Annotated in this window: 15 protein-coding genes and 1 tRNA gene; 9 read left to right on the plus strand and 7 right to left on the minus strand. The window is 65.5% G+C overall.

What is annotated here, in order from left to right; all coding sequences use genetic code 11:
• Positions 1-6: 6 nt before the first annotated feature.
• From MFF62_RS15535 to pth, 7 genes are all read left to right on the plus strand, one after another.
• Positions 7-1,830 carry a tetratricopeptide repeat protein gene (locus MFF62_RS15535; protein WP_238264023.1) on the plus strand — a complete coding sequence of 608 codons (1,824 nt, stop codon included), beginning with the start codon at positions 7-9 and terminating at the stop codon, positions 1,828-1,830.
• Between the two features lie 163 nt (positions 1,831-1,993).
• Positions 1,994-2,608 carry a lipoprotein insertase outer membrane protein LolB gene (gene lolB / locus MFF62_RS15540; RefSeq protein WP_238264024.1) on the plus strand — a complete coding sequence of 205 codons (615 nt, stop codon included), beginning with the start codon at positions 1,994-1,996 and terminating at the stop codon, positions 2,606-2,608.
• Positions 2,605-3,483, plus strand: coding sequence for a 4-(cytidine 5'-diphospho)-2-C-methyl-D-erythritol kinase (gene ispE, locus MFF62_RS15545; protein ID WP_238264025.1), 879 nt, complete (start codon positions 2,605-2,607; stop codon positions 3,481-3,483). Before lolB ends, ispE begins: the two co-directional genes overlap by 4 nt.
• 64 nt (positions 3,484-3,547) lie before the next feature.
• Positions 3,548-3,624: transfer RNA gene (locus MFF62_RS15550), tRNA-Gln, on the plus strand.
• 93 nt (positions 3,625-3,717) lie between these two features.
• Positions 3,718-4,671, plus strand: a complete 954-nt coding sequence (locus tag MFF62_RS15555) for a ribose-phosphate pyrophosphokinase (protein ID WP_124682540.1) — start codon at positions 3,718-3,720, stop codon at positions 4,669-4,671.
• Positions 4,672-4,840: 169 nt separating this feature from the next.
• Positions 4,841-5,452 (plus strand): 50S ribosomal protein L25/general stress protein Ctc, encoded by a 612-nt coding sequence (locus MFF62_RS15560; RefSeq protein WP_238264026.1) that lies wholly within the window; start codon positions 4,841-4,843, stop codon positions 5,450-5,452.
• 102 nt (positions 5,453-5,554) lie between these two features.
• The gene (gene pth / locus MFF62_RS15565; protein ID WP_238264027.1) at positions 5,555-6,151 is read left to right on the plus strand and encodes an aminoacyl-tRNA hydrolase; all 597 of its coding nucleotides are present in this window, start codon (positions 5,555-5,557) and stop codon (positions 6,149-6,151) included.
• Between the two features lie 137 nt (positions 6,152-6,288).
• Here pth and MFF62_RS15570 read toward each other — a convergent pair whose 3' ends face one another.
• From MFF62_RS15570 to MFF62_RS15590, 5 genes are all read right to left on the minus strand, one after another.
• Positions 6,289-6,549 carry a YfhL family 4Fe-4S dicluster ferredoxin gene (locus MFF62_RS15570; RefSeq protein WP_238264028.1) on the minus strand — a complete coding sequence of 87 codons (261 nt, stop codon included), beginning with the start codon at positions 6,547-6,549 and terminating at the stop codon, positions 6,289-6,291.
• Between the two features lie 66 nt (positions 6,550-6,615).
• Positions 6,616-7,101, minus strand: a complete 486-nt coding sequence (gene coaD, locus MFF62_RS15575) for a pantetheine-phosphate adenylyltransferase (RefSeq protein ID WP_101679985.1) — start codon at positions 7,099-7,101, stop codon at positions 6,616-6,618.
• 216 nt (positions 7,102-7,317) lie between these two features.
• Positions 7,318-7,962 carry a 16S rRNA (guanine(966)-N(2))-methyltransferase RsmD gene (rsmD, locus tag MFF62_RS15580; protein WP_238264029.1) on the minus strand — a complete coding sequence of 215 codons (645 nt, stop codon included), beginning with the start codon at positions 7,960-7,962 and terminating at the stop codon, positions 7,318-7,320.
• Positions 7,963-8,061: 99 nt separating this feature from the next.
• On the minus strand, positions 8,062-9,426 hold the full coding sequence (locus MFF62_RS15585; RefSeq protein ID WP_238264030.1) for a M16 family metallopeptidase: 1,365 nt from the start codon (positions 9,424-9,426) through the stop codon (positions 8,062-8,064).
• A gap of 14 nt (positions 9,427-9,440) precedes the next feature.
• Positions 9,441-10,976: a M16 family metallopeptidase gene (locus MFF62_RS15590; protein ID WP_238264031.1), complete on the minus strand. Its 1,536-nt coding sequence runs from the start codon at positions 10,974-10,976 to the stop codon at positions 9,441-9,443.
• A gap of 60 nt (positions 10,977-11,036) precedes the next feature.
• On the opposite strand from MFF62_RS15590, the gene ftsY reads away from it, so the two are divergent.
• On the plus strand, positions 11,037-12,296 hold the full coding sequence (gene ftsY, locus MFF62_RS15595) for a signal recognition particle-docking protein FtsY (protein WP_238264032.1): 1,260 nt from the start codon (positions 11,037-11,039) through the stop codon (positions 12,294-12,296).
• Between the two features lie 173 nt (positions 12,297-12,469).
• Here ftsY and maiA read toward each other — a convergent pair whose 3' ends face one another.
• Both maiA and MFF62_RS15605 read right to left on the minus strand, forming a co-directional pair.
• Positions 12,470-13,117, minus strand: coding sequence for a maleylacetoacetate isomerase (gene maiA / locus MFF62_RS15600; RefSeq protein WP_238264033.1), 648 nt, complete (start codon positions 13,115-13,117; stop codon positions 12,470-12,472).
• 4 nt (positions 13,118-13,121) lie between these two features.
• Positions 13,122-13,823, minus strand: coding sequence for a fumarylacetoacetate hydrolase family protein (locus MFF62_RS15605; RefSeq protein WP_238264034.1), 702 nt, complete (start codon positions 13,821-13,823; stop codon positions 13,122-13,124).
• Positions 13,824-13,996: 173 nt separating this feature from the next.
• On the opposite strand from MFF62_RS15605, the gene MFF62_RS15610 reads away from it, so the two are divergent.
• Complete coding sequence (locus MFF62_RS15610; protein ID WP_238264035.1) at positions 13,997-14,632, plus strand: ANTAR domain-containing response regulator; 636 nt, start codon at positions 13,997-13,999, stop codon at positions 14,630-14,632.
• Positions 14,633-14,892: the final 260 nt, after the last annotated feature.

Raw genomic sequence — 14,892 nt, forward strand, 5'->3', positions numbered from 1 at the left:
ATCCCGATGACCGCATTCCGTTTCCGTCGCCATGCGCGCGCCCTGGGCGTGGCCGCGTGCCTGGCATTCGCATCGCTGGCGCATGCCGCACCGGCAGCCAAGGTGGCGCAGAACGATGACGAAGCCATCGAGGTGCCCGCACCGTCGGGCGCGGCCAAGGCCGCGCGCACGCCGCTGCCCAACGTCCCGCTGACGCCGGACATCCTGTATCGCGTGATGGCGGCCGAGATTTCGCTGCAGCGCGGGCTGGTAGGACCGGCTTACCGCACCTATATCGACCTCGCGCGCGAGACGCGCGATCCGCGCCTGGCGCAACGCGCCACCGAGATCGCCTTCAATGCGCGCGTCGCGCAGCAGGCGCTCGATGGCGCACGGCTCTGGAGCGAACTGGCGCCGAAGTCTCCCGCCGCGCGCCAGGTCCTGTCGACGCTGCTGGTCCTGAACGGCCGCTGGGAAGATGCCGAGCCGCTTCTGGTTCAGCAACTGGCTGCCGCACCGGCCGCGCACCGCGGCGAGGCCATCCTGCTGCTGCAGCAACAGATGTCGCGCACGAGCGATCCCGCCGGCGCGGTCGGCGTGCTCCAGCGTCTGACGGCCAACGATTCGAAGCTGGCCGAAACGCACCTGGCCATGGCGCGAGCCCGCGAGTCCGCCGGCGACAACGCCGGCGCGCTGGCCGAACTGGACCAGGCGCTGCGCATCAAGCCCGACCTGGAGCCCGCCGCGCTGATGTCAGCCGAGCTGCAGGCCGAGTCGGCCACCGACAAGTCGATCGAGGTACTCAAGCGCTTCCTGGCCAAGTCGCCGTCGTCAGTCAACGGCCACATCACGCTCGCGCGCCTGTACCTGCAGAAGAACGACATGCAGGCCGCTCGCACCGAATTCGAAGTGCTGCGCAAGGTGGCCCCGAACGACCCGCGCGTACCGCTGGCGCTGGGCCTCACCAGCCTGCAGGCGCGCGGCTATGACGAGGCCGAGCGCTATCTGAAGGAATACCTGCAGATGGCCGAGAAGTCGCCGGCCGCCAACCCCGACGTCGCGTACCAGTACCTGGCGCAGATCGCCGAGGAAAAGAAGGACTACCCGGCCGCCATCGGCTGGCTCGACAAGATCGAGGACGGTCGCCTTGCCGTTGCGGCGCAGGCCAAGCGCGGGCAATTGCTGGCGCGCATGGGCAAGCTCGACGACGCGCAATCCGTATTCGGCGACCTGCTGTCCGACGCCGAGGACATCCCAGATCCTGTGCAGCGCAGCCAGCGCATGACGGCCATCCGCCAGGCCGAAGTGGGCGCCCTGCTGGAAGGCAAGGCCTACGACCGCGCGCGCAAGGTGCTGGACGAGCGCGTGAAGGCCGAGCCCGAGAATGCCGACTGGCTCTATGAGCTGGCCATGCTCGACGAACGCGAGAAGCGCTACGACAGCATGGAGCGTGGCCTGCGCAAGGTCATCGCGCTGCAGCCGGAGCTGAAGCAGGGCTACAACGCGCTGGGCTATTCGTTGGCAGATCGCAACGAACGCCTGCCCGAAGCGCGCAAACTGCTGGAGCGCGCGTCGGAACTGGGTCCGGACGATCCGTACATCATGGATAGCCTGGGCTGGGTGAAATTCCGTCAGGGCGAACTGCAGCCCGCCGCCGAATTGCTGAAGAACGCCTACAGCAAGGCGCCTGAAGCCGAGATCGGCGCGCATCTGGGTGAAGTGCTCTGGCAACTGGGCCAGCACGAGGATGCCCGCAAGACGTGGAACGAGGCGGCCAAGGTAGAGCCGGAAAACCAGACGCTGATCGACACGCTGCGCCGCTACAACCAGAACCTGTTGCTGTCCAAGTAATCGGCGTTGCCAGAAATGCCTGCCGCCCGGGCCCCGTGCCCGGGCGCTGCATTCTGGCGATGCGTTCCATTCGCCCCGGCCGGTCGTTTCGGCGCCATCGCTTGGTCGCCATCATGTCGCGGCCACACGCAAAACTCCATTCAACTTCCGCCAACTTCGTCTCATGTTCCGATCCCGACGCCTGGCCCTGCTCTGCGTTGCCGCCCCGCTCTGGCTGGCCGCGTGCAGCACCATCACGCCCTCGCGCAATTTCGACGCCGACGAGTCCGCACGCAGCCAGCAGTACACGGGACGCTTTGCCGCCAACTACACGCGCTACGGGCGCAGCGAAGGCGTGCAAGGCAGCTTCCGCTGGCTGGAACAGGGCCGCAACGTCAGGCTCGACCTGGTATCGCCGCTGGGCCAGACGCTGGCCGTGGTCACCAGCACGCCGTCGGGCGCCACGCTGGACCTGCCCAATGAAAAGCCGCGCAATGCCCCCGAGGTGGACAGCCTGATGGAACAGGCGCTGGGCTTCTCGCTGCCCGTGTCCGGCATGCGCGACTGGCTGCACGGCCGCCCCGCGCCGGGCATGCCCGCCAGCGTCACGCGCGACACCAGCGGACGCCCCGACACCCTGAAACAGAACGGCTGGACCGTGCGCTACGTAGCCTGGCAGGAAGCCGCCGAAGGCATTCCGGCCGCCACCACCCAGCCGCGCCGCATCGACATGGCGCGCGATGGCAACGACGCGCCGCTGTCCGTGCGCCTCGTGATTGATCCGGAGACGAAACAATGACCACCGGCACTGCCCTGCCGCCCGCTGAACTGCGCGACTGCCCCGCGCCGGCCAAGCTCAACCTGTTCCTGCATGTAACGGGCCGTCGCCCTGACGGCTACCACACGCTGCAAACGGTATTCCAGCTGATCGACTGGTCGGACACGCTGCACTTCCGGCGCCGCGACGACGGCGTGATCGCCCGCGTGACCGACATCCCCGGCGTGCCCGCCGACACCGACCTCGTGGTGCGTGCGGCACGCGCGTTGCAGCAAGCCAGTGGCACGCGCTTCGGCGCCGACATCGCCATCGACAAGATCCTGCCGATGGGCGGCGGCATCGGCGGCGGATCGTCCGACGCGGCCACCACGCTGCTGGCGCTGAACCACCTCTGGGGTACCGGCCTGCCGCGCGAGGAACTGATGCGCATCGGGCTGGCGCTGGGCGCCGACGTACCCGTGTTCGTGTTCGGCCAGAACGCGTTTGCCGAGGGCGTGGGCGAGGAACTGACGCCGGTGGCGCTGCCGGAGAGCTGGTTCGTCGTCATCCATCCGCGTCAGCATGTACCGACTGCAGCAATTTTTTCCGACGAGCGCTTGACAAGGAATTCACCGATCTCTATAGTTGCGGACTTCGCTGCTTGCACAAACAAATTCGCTTTCGGTCGCAACGACTTGCAAGCGATAGCAACAGCGAAATTCGGCGAAGTTGCCCGAGCCCTTGAATGGCTGACAGAATACAGTCCGCATGCAAGGATGACCGGTTCCGGAGCCTGTGTTTTCGCCCGTTTTGAAGACGAGCAGGAAGCGCAGAGTGTGATGGAAAGGTTGCCGTCCGAATGGGATGGCAGGTGTGTGAGAAGTTTGTCGCATCACCCGCTCGCAACGTATGCCTAGAGGTTTTCGTTTGGCGAAGTACTGAAGTAAAGTTCGGTTCGGCGACAGACGATAAAGGTTGTGTAGGGGAGTCGCCAAGTTGGTCAAGGCACCGGATTTTGATTCCGGCATTCGAAGGTTCGAATCCTTCTTCCCCTGCCATTACTTCCTATAGTGTCCGTTACGGACATGCAAAGATTGCTACCGGCACCAGCCGGTAGCCAAAGCCCCCCAGTAGCAAGACAGGTGCCCCGAATGAGCGTCGAAGGCTTGATGGTATTTACCGGCAACGCCAACCCTAAACTCGCGGAGGCTGTCGTACAGCACCTCGGCATTCCACTGGGCAAAGCCCTGGTGGGCCGTTTCTCCGACGGTGAAGTTCAGGTCGAAATCCAGGAAAACGTTCGCGGCAAGCACGTCATCGTGCTGCAGTCGACCTGTGCGCCGACCAACGACAACCTGATGGAACTGATGGTGATGGTCGATGCGCTCAAGCGCGCCTCGGCACGCAGCATCACCGCCGCCATGCCTTACTTCGGCTATGCCCGCCAGGACCGCCGTCCGCGTTCGGCGCGCGTGGCGATCTCGGCCAAGATCGTGGCCAACATGCTGGAAGTTGCTGGTGTGGAGCGGGTCCTGACGATGGACCTGCACGCCGACCAGATCCAGGGCTTCTTCGATATCCCCGTCGACAACATCTACGCTTCGCCGGTTCTGCTGGGCGATCTGCGCGAGAAGAACTACGGCGACCTGCTGGTTGTGTCGCCGGACGTCGGCGGTGTGGTGCGCGCTCGTGCACTCGCCAAGCAGCTCGACTGCGACCTGGCCATCATCGACAAGCGTCGTCCGAAGGCCAACGTGTCCGAGGTGATGAACATCATCGGTGAAGTGGCTGGCCGCAACTGCGTGATCATGGACGACATGATCGACACCGGCGGCACGCTGTGCAAGGCTGCCCAGGTGCTGAAGGAACGTGGCGCGCTGAAGGTGTTCGCGTACTGCACGCACCCGGTGCTGTCGGGTGGCGCCGCCGCCCGTATCGCCGCCTCGTCGCTGGACGAAGTGGTGGTCTGCGACACGATTCCGCTGTCCGACGAAGCCCGCCAGTCCGGCAAGATCCGTCAGGTTTCCACCGCCCCGCTGCTGGCCGAGACCTTCACCCGGATCGTCAAGGGCGACTCGATCATGTCGCTGTTTGCCGACCACTAAGCGGTTGGCATTCGCAAGGCAGGCCAAAGCCTGCTAGAATTTTGGGCTTTACCGCATTGGCCATCCCCTGGGATGGCCAATGTGATTCATGCGGTATGGTTTTTTTACGCCATATCGTCAGTCGAGGCTGTCTGGTCGCGGACAGCCTTCTTCACATCTGGAGTTGAACATGAAAGTAGTAGCTTTCGAGCGTAGCGTACAGGGAACGGGTGCGAGCCGCCGCCTGCGCAATTCGGGCAAGACCCCCGGCATCATCTACGGCGGCGCCGCCGAGCCGAAGATGATCGAACTGGATCACAACGCCCTGTGGCACGCCCTGAAGAAGGAAGCGTTCCACTCGTCGATCCTGGACCTGGAAGTGGCTGGCAAGGCTGAAAAGGCCCTGCTGCGCGCATTCCAGATGCACCCGTTCAAGCCGATGGTTCTGCACGTTGACTTCCAACGCGTGTCGGCCACGGAAAAGATCCACGTGAAGGTGCCGCTGCACTTCATGAACCAGGAATCCGCTCCTGGCGTGAAGCTGGGCCACGGTATCGTCAACCACATCCTGAACGACCTGGAAGTGTCGTGCCTGCCGGCCGACCTGCCCGAGTTCATCGAAGTGGATCTGGCCGCAGCCGAGCTGAACCAGACCATCCACCTGTCGGACCTGAAGCTGCCGAAGGGCGTGACCGCCATCACCCACGGTGATGACAACCCCGCCGTGGCCAGCATCTCGCTGCCGGCTGGTGCCCAGTCGGCCGAAGCCTCCGAAGGCGAAGGCGAAACGCCGGCTGCCTAAGCTGCCCGCGCTTCACGAAAAAACCGCCGGTTCGCCGGCGGTTTTTTTTCGCGCGCGGTTTTCGCGTATCCTTTCACGCCTGCTTTCCGCTTTCTTCAACGCATGATCAAGCTCATCGTCGGCCTCGGCAATCCCGGGGCAGAATACGAGGCCACGCGCCACAACGCCGGATTCTGGCTGGTCGACCAACTCGCCCGCATGGGCGGCACCACGCTGCGCGTGGAAGGCCGCTTCCACGGCCTGGCCGGCCGCGCGCGGCTCTGGGACCAGGACGTCTGGCTGCTCAAGCCATCCACGTTCATGAACCGCTCCGGCCTGTCGGTGGTGTCGCTGGCGCGCTTCTACAAGATCCTGCCCGACGAGGTGCTGGTCGCGCACGACGAGATGGACCTGCCCGCCGGCTCGGTCAAGCTCAAGCGCGGCGGTGGCTCGGGCGGACACAACGGCCTGAAGGACATCTCGGCCCATCTGACCACCCAGGACTACTGGCGCCTGCGCATTGGCGTGGGCCATCCGCGCAACACGCCGGGCGCCGCAACGGGCGGGCGCGAGGATGTGGTCAACTTCGTGCTCAAGCCCCCGCGCAAGGAAGAACAGCAGGCCATCGATGAAGCCATCGACCGCAGCATCGGCCCGCTCGGCATCCTGGCGCGCGGCGAAAGCGAACGCGCGATGATGGAACTGCACACGGGCCGCTAAGCCACGCGGCATCGGGCGCGGGACATCGGTCCCGCCATGAAAAAACCCCGCCGACCTTGCGGTCGCGCGGGGTTTTTCTTTTCCTGCCTGTTTCTGCTTGTGGGGGCCGGAACGAAGTGGCCGGATGTGCCTCCGGCTCAGCTCACGTGCTTGGCCGCGGTGAGCAGCCGGTAGCGTTGCATCAGCACCTCGTGCGTTTCGACGCGGTTCGGGTCCTTCGGAATGCAAGCCACAGGGCATACCTGCTGGCATTGCGGTTCGTCGAAGTGACCAACGCATTCTGTGCACTTGTTGGGGTCGATCTCATAGATCTCGGGCCCCATGAAGATGGCTTCGTTCGGGCACTCGGGTTCACAAACGTCGCAATTGATGCAGTCGTCGGTGATCAGTAGCGCCATGATGTTTCCTTACATCCGATCCGCCCGCACCCGGACTGGCCACGTCGGCGGATCGAAGCCCGTATTTTATTCCGGTTTGCCAATCTTCTCCTGAAGCCAACGCTCCACGGAGGGGAAGACAAACTTGCTGACGTCGCCGCCGAGCACGGCGATTTCACGCACGAACGTGCCAGAGATGAACTGGTATTGGTCCGACGGGGTCAGGAACATGGTCTCGACGTCGGGCAGCAGATAGCGGTTCATGCCGGCCATCTGGAATTCGTATTCGAAGTCCGACACCGCGCGCAGGCCCCTTACGATCACGCGCGCGCTGTTCTTGCGCACGAAATCCTTGAGCAGGCCCGAAAACCCTTCCACCCGGACGTTCGGGTAGTGGCCCAGCACTTCACGGGCAATGCCGATACGCTCTTCGAGCGAGAAGAACGGGCGCTTGTTGGGGCTGTGCGCCACGCCGACCACGAGTTCGTCGAAGATATTCGACGCACGACGGACGAGATCCTCGTGTCCCCGGGTCATGGGATCAAAAGTACCGGGATAGACGGCGACGACCATGTTTCCTCCTTTGGGGCTGCCCGTTGCCGGCCCGCTTGGCTGGGGCCGCGTATGGATTCTGGCTGCGTGACGAGCGGTTGGACAATCAACAGCGGCGTAGTGTAACCCCAAACGCGGCTTTTGGAAGTCTGCCCGGCCGCCCTTTTTGCGGCATTGCAGCAGCCCGCAAACGCTTGCCCGGCGCGGCAAACCGCCAGGCGGTCGCCATATGACCGCTCAGCCCGCGCCGTTACTGGCCCGGTGCTGCAGCAGGTGGAAATGCACGGCCCCGGCGCGCGCCTGCCGGATGATCTCCAGCGACGCCGGCACCGGCGCATCGGCACCCACCAGCAGCGCCTTGTCCGATTCAACGTAGACCACGCCACCCGGCCGCGTCAGGCGCGCCGCATGCTCCAGCGCCGGCCCGATCCAGTCTTCGGCGAACGGCGGGTCCAGGAACACCACGTCGAAGCCGCCGGCCTGCATCTGCGCCGCGGCGACGAATGCGTCGGCCTGAATCACGCGCACCTGCGCCGCATCGAGCTTGTACTGGTTGTCACGCAATTGCTTCGCTACGCGGGGATTGGCTTCCACCATCGTCACGGCGGCAGCGCCGCGCGAGGCGGCTTCGAAGCCCAGTGCGCCGGAGCCGGCAAACAGGTCCAGGCAGGTCATGCCGGCCAGGTCCTGGCCCAGCCAGTTGAACAGCGTTTCCCTGACGCGATCGGGCGTCGGGCGCAGCCCTTCGGCTTCGAGCACCGGCAGTAGCGAACGTTTCCAGCGGCCGCCGATGATGCGCACCTGGGCAGGCGCCTGGCGCGGCTGGCGGGACAGAGAAGTTCGCCCGCGCGGTGCGGGCGAAGGTCGGGATTGCGAATTCATGCCGTGATTGTAGAGCCTGGCGGTCGCCCGTACAGCCTGGCTGCGCCCTGACAACTCGCCTGCCCCGCGTGCGGAACAGGCGACAAATCAGCCGTTACATCACTTTTCCGGGCCGCCGACGATGACGGTGGCCATCGCATCAGGATGCACGTGGCGCTGGAAGGCCGCACGCACCTGGTCGCGCGTGACCTTGTTGATCTGCGCGGTCCACGTGTCCAGGTAATCCAGCGGCAGACCATACCAGCCGATATTGGCCACGTTGGTCAGCAGCTTGCGATTGCTGTCGATGCGCAGCGGGAAGCCATTGACGAGGTTGTCCTTGGCCGCCTTCAGTTCCGCATCGGTCGGTCCCTGGGCCACGTACTGGGCCACGATCTGCCGCACCAGCCCCAGCGCCTCGTTGGTGTTTTCCTTCTTGGTCTGCAGCGTGATGCCGAACGGCCCCGGCTGCTTGGACGGCGCGAAGTAGCTGTCCACACCATAGGTCAGGCCGCGCTTCTCGCGCACCTGGTCGGTCAGCCGCGAGCTGAATCCGCCACCGCCCAGCACGTAGTTGCCCACCAGCAGCGGGAAGTAGTCCGGGTCGCCGCGTGCGATGGCCGGCGCGCCGATGGCCACGCTGGCCTGCTGCGCCGGGTGCGGAATTCGCTTCTCGCTGGCCGGGATCGTCAGTTGCACGTCGGGCAGCTTGGGCGCCGCGCTGCCCTCGGGCAGGCCGCGCGTCATGTCCTCGGCGATCTGCTCGGCCTGCTTGCGGTCGACGGCGCCGATCAGCGTCACCACCGCGCGCTTGGCCGTGTAGTTGTCGCGCCAGAACTTCAGCAGGTCTTCCCGTGTAATGGAGCCCACCGATTCCGGTGTGGCTGCCACGCCATACGGATGGGTCGGGTAGATGGCCTTCGACAGCGTCTTGTCGGCAATCACGCCAGGACGGGTATCGCCTTCGCGAATCGCCGTGATCAGGCGCTGCTTCTCGCGTGCCACCACGGCATCGGGGTAGGCCGGGGCCTTGATCAGCTGCCCAGCCAGGCGCAGTGACTGCTCACGTTCCGGCGATGCGGTCAGCGTACGCAGGCCAATGCCGCCACGATCGCCACCGGCCGCGCCGCCAAAATCGGCGCCCGTATCGGCAAAGGCGTCGGCAACCTGCGCCTCGTTGCGCGCGGGCTGGCCGTCCTGGGCGTTCGCGCCCTTGTCGAGCAGTGCCGCGGCCAGCGTCGCCAGGCCGGCCTTGCCGGGCGGGTCATAGCGGCTGCCGGCGTCGAAGTCGATATTGACGTCGAGCATCGGAATCGACGGGCTCGGCACAAAGAACACCTTGGCGCCGGTGGATGCCGTCCAGCTCTCGATCGGAATGGCGGCGTTGGCGACGGTACCGGCCAGCAGCGCGGCCGCCCCGCAGGCGGCGCCGGCCAGGCGGCGCAACAGGCGCGGGGATGCAATTGTCATGACGGACAGGGACATCGCTGCTTCTCTCCTCAGTGACGCAGGCCTTCGGGCGCTGCGGTCTTGGGCTTGTTCGGGTCGATGGGCTGCGGCAGCAGCGTGGCCACGGTCAGGTTGTCGTCGCTGAAATACTTGCCCGCCACGGCTTGCACCTGCGCGGGCGTGACTTCCTTGATCTTGTCGAGCATGCGGTCGATCTGGCGCCACGAGATATTGGAAATCTCGGCCACGCCAATCTCCATGCCCTGCCCGAACACCGAGTCGCGCTTGTAGATCTGGCCGGCCACCACCTGCGCCTTCACGCGCTTCAGCTCTTCCTCGGACACCCCGTTCTTGGCGATGCGCTGCAGCTCCTCGCGCAGCGCCTTCTCGATTTCCTCGGTGGTGTGGCCGCTGGCCGGCGTGCCGTCGAGCACGAACAGCGACTCGTTACGGTTGATGCTGTCGTAGCCCACGTTCACGTCGTCGGCCAGGCGCTGCTGGCGCACCAGTTCGCGCGTCAGGCGGGCGTTGTCGTAGCCGTTCAGCACGGCCGACAAGACCTCCAGCGCGTACGGATCGACGTCCTTCTCGACGTCATGCAGGCGCGGCACCTTGTAGGCCAGCACGATGTAGGGGTTCTCGGCGGGCGCCTTGACCCAGACGCGCTTGATGCCCTGCTGCGGCGCCTCCAGCTGCGTCTTGCGCGCCGGCAGCGGGCGCGGCTTGAGCTTGCCGTAGTAGCGCTCCGCCAGCCGGCGGACCTCGTCGGCCTTGACGTCGCCCGTCACCACCAGCATCGCGTTGTTGGGCACGTACCAGGTCTTGTACCAGTCCTGCACGTCCTCGACGTGCATGTTGACCAGGTCGTCCATCCAGCCGATCACCGGATGCCGGTAAGGCATGGCCGTGTAGACCGTCGCCAGAAGCTGCTCGTAGACCTTACCGCGCGGAGAGTCGTCGGTACGCAGGCGGCGCTCTTCCATCACCACCTTCATCTCGCGGTCGAACTCGTCCTTCTTGATGATGAGGTTGGCCATGCGGTCGGCCTCCAGCTCCATCATCTTCGGCAGGTACTGCTTGGCAATCTGCTGGTAGTAGAGCGTGAAATCGCGGTTGGTCAGCGCGTTCTCGCGTCCGCCCAGCAAGGCGATCTGGCGCGAGAATTCGCCCACCGGCACCTTGGGCGTGCCCTTGAACATCATGTGTTCAAGCATGTGGGCCACGCCCGTGGTGCCGCTGACCTCGTCCGTGCCGCCGGCCCGGTAGTAGATCTGGTGCGCCACCGTGGGCGCGCGATGGTCTTCCTTGACGATCACGCGCATGCCGTTGGACAGCCGGAATTCCGTGGTGCCGGCCTCCGTCTGGCCAACCTGCCCGCCCGTGGCCATGCCCGATGGCGGCCCCTGCGGCGTGGTCGCGCGGGTGGCCTCGCCCTTGGTCTGCGCCAGGGCGGTGCCCGCCAGCGGACCGGCAAGCGCGGCAGCGATCAGGGTGGAAAGAAAACGCCGCGAGAATCTGGCGGCGCCGGTGGACGGCGATGCGATACGGGCGGTGCCCGCTCCGGACAAGTCAGCGCAATGGTTCATGCGACCCCGTCTGCTAGAATTTTGGCGATTGATTCTACCGGGGTATTGACCCCTTTCCCAATGTTTAGTTTCTGGAAGAAGCGCAAGGCCGAGCCGGCTCCCGCGCCCGTTGAGCCGCCGGTTGCCGCGCCCACGCCCGCACCGGTGCCCACGCCGGCCCCGGCTCCCGCACCGGTTCCGGTTCCGGTTCCGGTTCCGGTTCCGGTTCCGGTTCCGGTGCCGACGCCGGTGCCTGTGCCGGTTCCCGTCCCGGCGCCCATCCCGGCGCCCGCCCCTGTTCCGGTGCCGGTGCCGGTGCCCGTTCCCGTGCCCGTGCCCGTGCCGGCCCAGGTTCCGCTGCCCCCGCCCGCCCCGGTCGCCTACGAGCCGCCCGTGGTCGAGGAAATGGAACTGGTGCCGCCGCCCGTGCAGACGGCCGAAGCCAAGCGCGGCTGGATGTCGCGCCTGAAGGCCGGCCTGTCGAAGACCAGCCGCAATATTGGCGTGCTGTTCGTCGGCGTGAAGGTCGACGAGGCCCTGTTCGAGGAACTGGAGACCGCGCTGCTGATGTCCGATGCGGGCGTGGAAGCCACCGAATACCTGCTGAACGAACTGCGCCGCCGCGTGAAGAGCGATCGCATCGAAACGGCCGAAGGCGTCAAGGCGGCGCTGAAGGACCTGCTGGTGCAGCTGCTCAAGCCGCTGGAGAAGACCATGGAACTGGGTCGCGACCAGCCGCTGGTGATGATGATTGCCGGCGTCAATGGCGCGGGCAAGACCACCAGCATCGGCAAGCTCTGCAAGCATTTCCAGAGTTACCACCAGTCCGTGCTGCTGGCCGCCGGCGACACGTTCCGCGCCGCCGCACGCGAACAGCTGACCATCTGGGGCGAACGCAACAACGTGACCGTGGTGGCCCAGGAAAGCGGTGACCCCGCCGCCGTGATCTTCGACGCCGTGAACGCCGCGCGCGCCCGCAAGATCGACATCGTGATGGCCGACACCGCCGGCCGGCTGCCCACGCAGCTTCACCTGATGGAAGAACTGAAGAAGGTCAAGCGCGTGATTGGCAAGGCCATGCCCACCGCCCCGCACGAATGCCTGCTCGTGATCGACGCCAACACGGGCCAGAACGCCCTGGCCCAGACGCGCGCCTTCGACGACGCCCTGGGCCTGACCGGCCTGATCGTGACCAAGCTCGACGGCACGGCCAAGGGCGGCATCCTGGCCGCCATCGCCCGCCAGCGCCCGGTGCCGGTGTACTTCATCGGCGTGGGCGAAAAGGTCGAAGACCTGCAACCGTTCAAGGCCGAGGAATTTGCCGAGGCATTGCTGGGGTAAAGCTTGCAGACCTACTCCCCTCTCCCGCACCGCGGGAGAGGGGAGAAAATCGCTCTTGTCGCAATCTGATGCAGTTGGATTGGACCCAAACAAGAAAGGCCCGGCAAATGCCGGGCCTTTCTTTTAGGTTGCCTCCCTCTCCCACATATGGGAGAGGGAGGCAAGACAAACCCTCACTCGCTATCCGGCTGCACCCCCGGTGCCGCCTTCTGAAACGCCTCCAGTTCCATGCAGTTCGCGTGGATCTGCGAGATCGTCGGGAACGGAGTCAAGTCCACGTTGAAGCGCTGCGCGTTGAAGACCTGCGGCACCAGGCACAGGTCCACCAGCGTCGGCGTGTCGCCGAACGCGTAGCGGCCCACGCGGCCCAGTTGCGCCAGGTTCTTTTCCAGCGATGCAAACCCCTGCTCGATCCAGTGCCGGTACCACGCGTCCTTGGCCTCGTCCGGGACCTTGAGCTCGTGTTTCAGGTACTTGAGCACGCGTAGGTTGTTCAGCGGGTGGATCTCGCAGGCGATTTCCTGCGCCAGGCCGCGCACCACCGCGCGGTCGAGCGGGTTGGCGGGCAGCAGCGCTGGCGTCGGATGGGTTTCGTCGAGATACTCGATGATCGCCATCGACTGGATCAGCGGGGTGCCGTCCACCACCAGCGTCGGCACCACGCCGTCGGCGTTCAGCGCGCGGTACTCGGGCTTGAGCTGCATGCCGCCTTCCTTGAGCAGGTGCACGCCCTTGTAGTCGTAGGGCAGGCCCTTCAGGTTCAGGGCGATGCGTACGCGGAACGAGGCCGAGCTGCGGAAGTAGCTGTAAAGCTCCAGCATGCCGTTACGCCACCTTGATGGTCAGGTCGCCCACGCCTTCGATGTGGCATTGCATGACGTCGCCCTTGACTACCGGACCCACGCCCTCGGGCGTGCCGCTGTAGATCAAGTCGCCCGGCTGCAGCTCGAACAGCTTCGACAGGTACGACACCATCTCGGGCACCGACCAGATCAGGTCCGACAGGTCGCCGCGCTGCTTTTCCACGCCATTCACGGCCAGCGTGACGGCACCCTTTTCGGGATGACCGATGGCCGAAACCGGCACGATCGGGCCAATCGGGGCCGACTTGTCGAACGCCTTGCCGGTTTCCCAGGGGCGGCCAGTCTTCTTCGATTCGTTCTGCAGGTCGCGGCGCGTCATGTCTAGGCCGATGGCATAGCCATAGACGTGGCTGGCGGCCTGTTCGACGGTGATGTCACGGCCGCCCTTGCCGATGGCCACGACCAGTTCCACTTCGTAGTGGCAGTTGCTGGTGCCCGGCGGATACGGGAACGTGCCTTCGGTGTTGTCGGCCACGTAGCTCACGGCGTCCGACGGCTTGCAGAAGAAAAACGGCGGTTCGCGATCGGGATCCGAGCCCATTTCACGTGCATGCGCGGCATAATTGCGGCCCACGCAATACACCCGGCGCACGGGGAAGCTTGCGCTGCTGCCACGGACCGGCACCCCGACGGGGGCCTGCGGGGCGAATACGAACTCGGTCATCCAGACTCTCCTGCTTTCTCTTTTTTGATGGGACGCCACGCCACATGCATTCGGGTTCGGTTCGGTGACGACGGGCGCGGCAGGGGGCAAGCATACACCCTGCGTACGGTGGCATACAGTGGGTGCATAGCCGGCGCGAATCTTGCATATTGCACCGCAACCAAGCGACCGCCATGAACCGCCGCACCCAGCCCCCAATCGCCAGCGCCCCAGCACCCGCAGCCGCGCGCCCCTTGCGCATCCTGCTGGTCCGGGATCCGCACGACGCCGACCCGCTCAACGTGGAGACGATCCGCGCCGGATTGGCGCAGGCCGGCTTCACCGAGGTGCAGACCGTCGACGCCGACCTGAGGCTGCCCGACGTGATTGCCGCCACGCTGCCCGACCTGGTCATCATTGCCTCCGAGTCGGCGGCACGCGACACCATCGAGCACGTCTGCGTGTCCACCCAGCACGCCCCGCGGCCTATCGTACTGTTCACCGACAACGACGACGCCGAGCGCATCAAGGGCGCCCTGTCGGCCGGCATTACCGCCTATATCGTCGACGGCCTACGCGCCGAGCGCGTCAAGACCGTGCTCGACGTGGCCTACGCCCGCTTCGAACTGGACCAGCAACTGCGCGCCGAACTGGACGCCACCAAGCTCAAGCTGGCCGAGCGCAAGACCGTGGAACGCGCCAAGGGGCTTCTGATGGAAGCGCGCGGCATCACCGAGGATGAAGCCTACAAGCGCCTGCGCTCGATGGCGATGGAGCGCGGTATCAAGCTCGTCGAGGCCGCCCAGCGCGTGATCGACGTGATGAGCTAAAAGCCCTCCCCTCCACGCCAGCCCGGTGCATGCACTAGACTGGCGCCGCACCACTTCCCTCCCTCCGCACGAATTCGAAGTCCCGCCCGGCTGCCTTGCGCAGTGCCGGACGCCTTCGCATGCACCGTCCACAGGCGCGGCGCCTCCGCTTGGTGAAAACCGCCGTCCAGCGCACGGATTTGTGCACCGCAACGAGCATGGCATGGCGCTTGCGTTATCGATGGCAAGGCCAACGACGGCCGGCGGTACCCCCGTAATAC

It is taken from the genome of Cupriavidus pauculus (assembly GCF_022179805.1).
GTDB lineage: Bacteria > Pseudomonadota > Gammaproteobacteria > Burkholderiales > Burkholderiaceae > Cupriavidus > Cupriavidus pauculus_E.

What these genes read in the sequence shown, in the direction of transcription:
- MFF62_RS15535 (WP_238264023.1), top strand. Translation starts at nt 7, where the DNA reads ATGACCGCATTCCGTTTCCGTCGCCATGCGCGCGCCCTGGGCGTGGCC.
- lolB (WP_238264024.1), top strand. Translation starts at nt 1,994, where the DNA reads ATGTTCCGATCCCGACGCCTGGCCCTGCTCTGCGTTGCCGCCCCGCTC.
- ispE (WP_238264025.1), top strand. Translation starts at nt 2,605, where the DNA reads ATGACCACCGGCACTGCCCTGCCGCCCGCTGAACTGCGCGACTGCCCC.
- MFF62_RS15555 (WP_124682540.1), top strand. Translation starts at nt 3,718, where the DNA reads ATGAGCGTCGAAGGCTTGATGGTATTTACCGGCAACGCCAACCCTAAA.
- MFF62_RS15560 (WP_238264026.1), top strand. Translation starts at nt 4,841, where the DNA reads ATGAAAGTAGTAGCTTTCGAGCGTAGCGTACAGGGAACGGGTGCGAGC.
- pth (WP_238264027.1), top strand. Translation starts at nt 5,555, where the DNA reads ATGATCAAGCTCATCGTCGGCCTCGGCAATCCCGGGGCAGAATACGAG.
- MFF62_RS15570 (WP_238264028.1), bottom strand. Translation starts at nt 6,549, where the DNA reads ATGGCGCTACTGATCACCGACGACTGCATCAATTGCGACGTTTGTGAA.
- coaD (WP_101679985.1), bottom strand. Translation starts at nt 7,101, where the DNA reads ATGGTCGTCGCCGTCTATCCCGGTACTTTTGATCCCATGACCCGGGGA.
- rsmD (WP_238264029.1), bottom strand. Translation starts at nt 7,962, where the DNA reads ATGAATTCGCAATCCCGACCTTCGCCCGCACCGCGCGGGCGAACTTCT.
- MFF62_RS15585 (WP_238264030.1), bottom strand. Translation starts at nt 9,426, where the DNA reads ATGTCCCTGTCCGTCATGACAATTGCATCCCCGCGCCTGTTGCGCCGC.
- MFF62_RS15590 (WP_238264031.1), bottom strand. Translation starts at nt 10,976, where the DNA reads ATGAACCATTGCGCTGACTTGTCCGGAGCGGGCACCGCCCGTATCGCA.
- ftsY (WP_238264032.1), top strand. Translation starts at nt 11,037, where the DNA reads ATGTTTAGTTTCTGGAAGAAGCGCAAGGCCGAGCCGGCTCCCGCGCCC.
- maiA (WP_238264033.1), bottom strand. Translation starts at nt 13,117, where the DNA reads ATGCTGGAGCTTTACAGCTACTTCCGCAGCTCGGCCTCGTTCCGCGTA.
- MFF62_RS15605 (WP_238264034.1), bottom strand. Translation starts at nt 13,823, where the DNA reads ATGACCGAGTTCGTATTCGCCCCGCAGGCCCCCGTCGGGGTGCCGGTC.
- MFF62_RS15610 (WP_238264035.1), top strand. Translation starts at nt 13,997, where the DNA reads ATGAACCGCCGCACCCAGCCCCCAATCGCCAGCGCCCCAGCACCCGCA.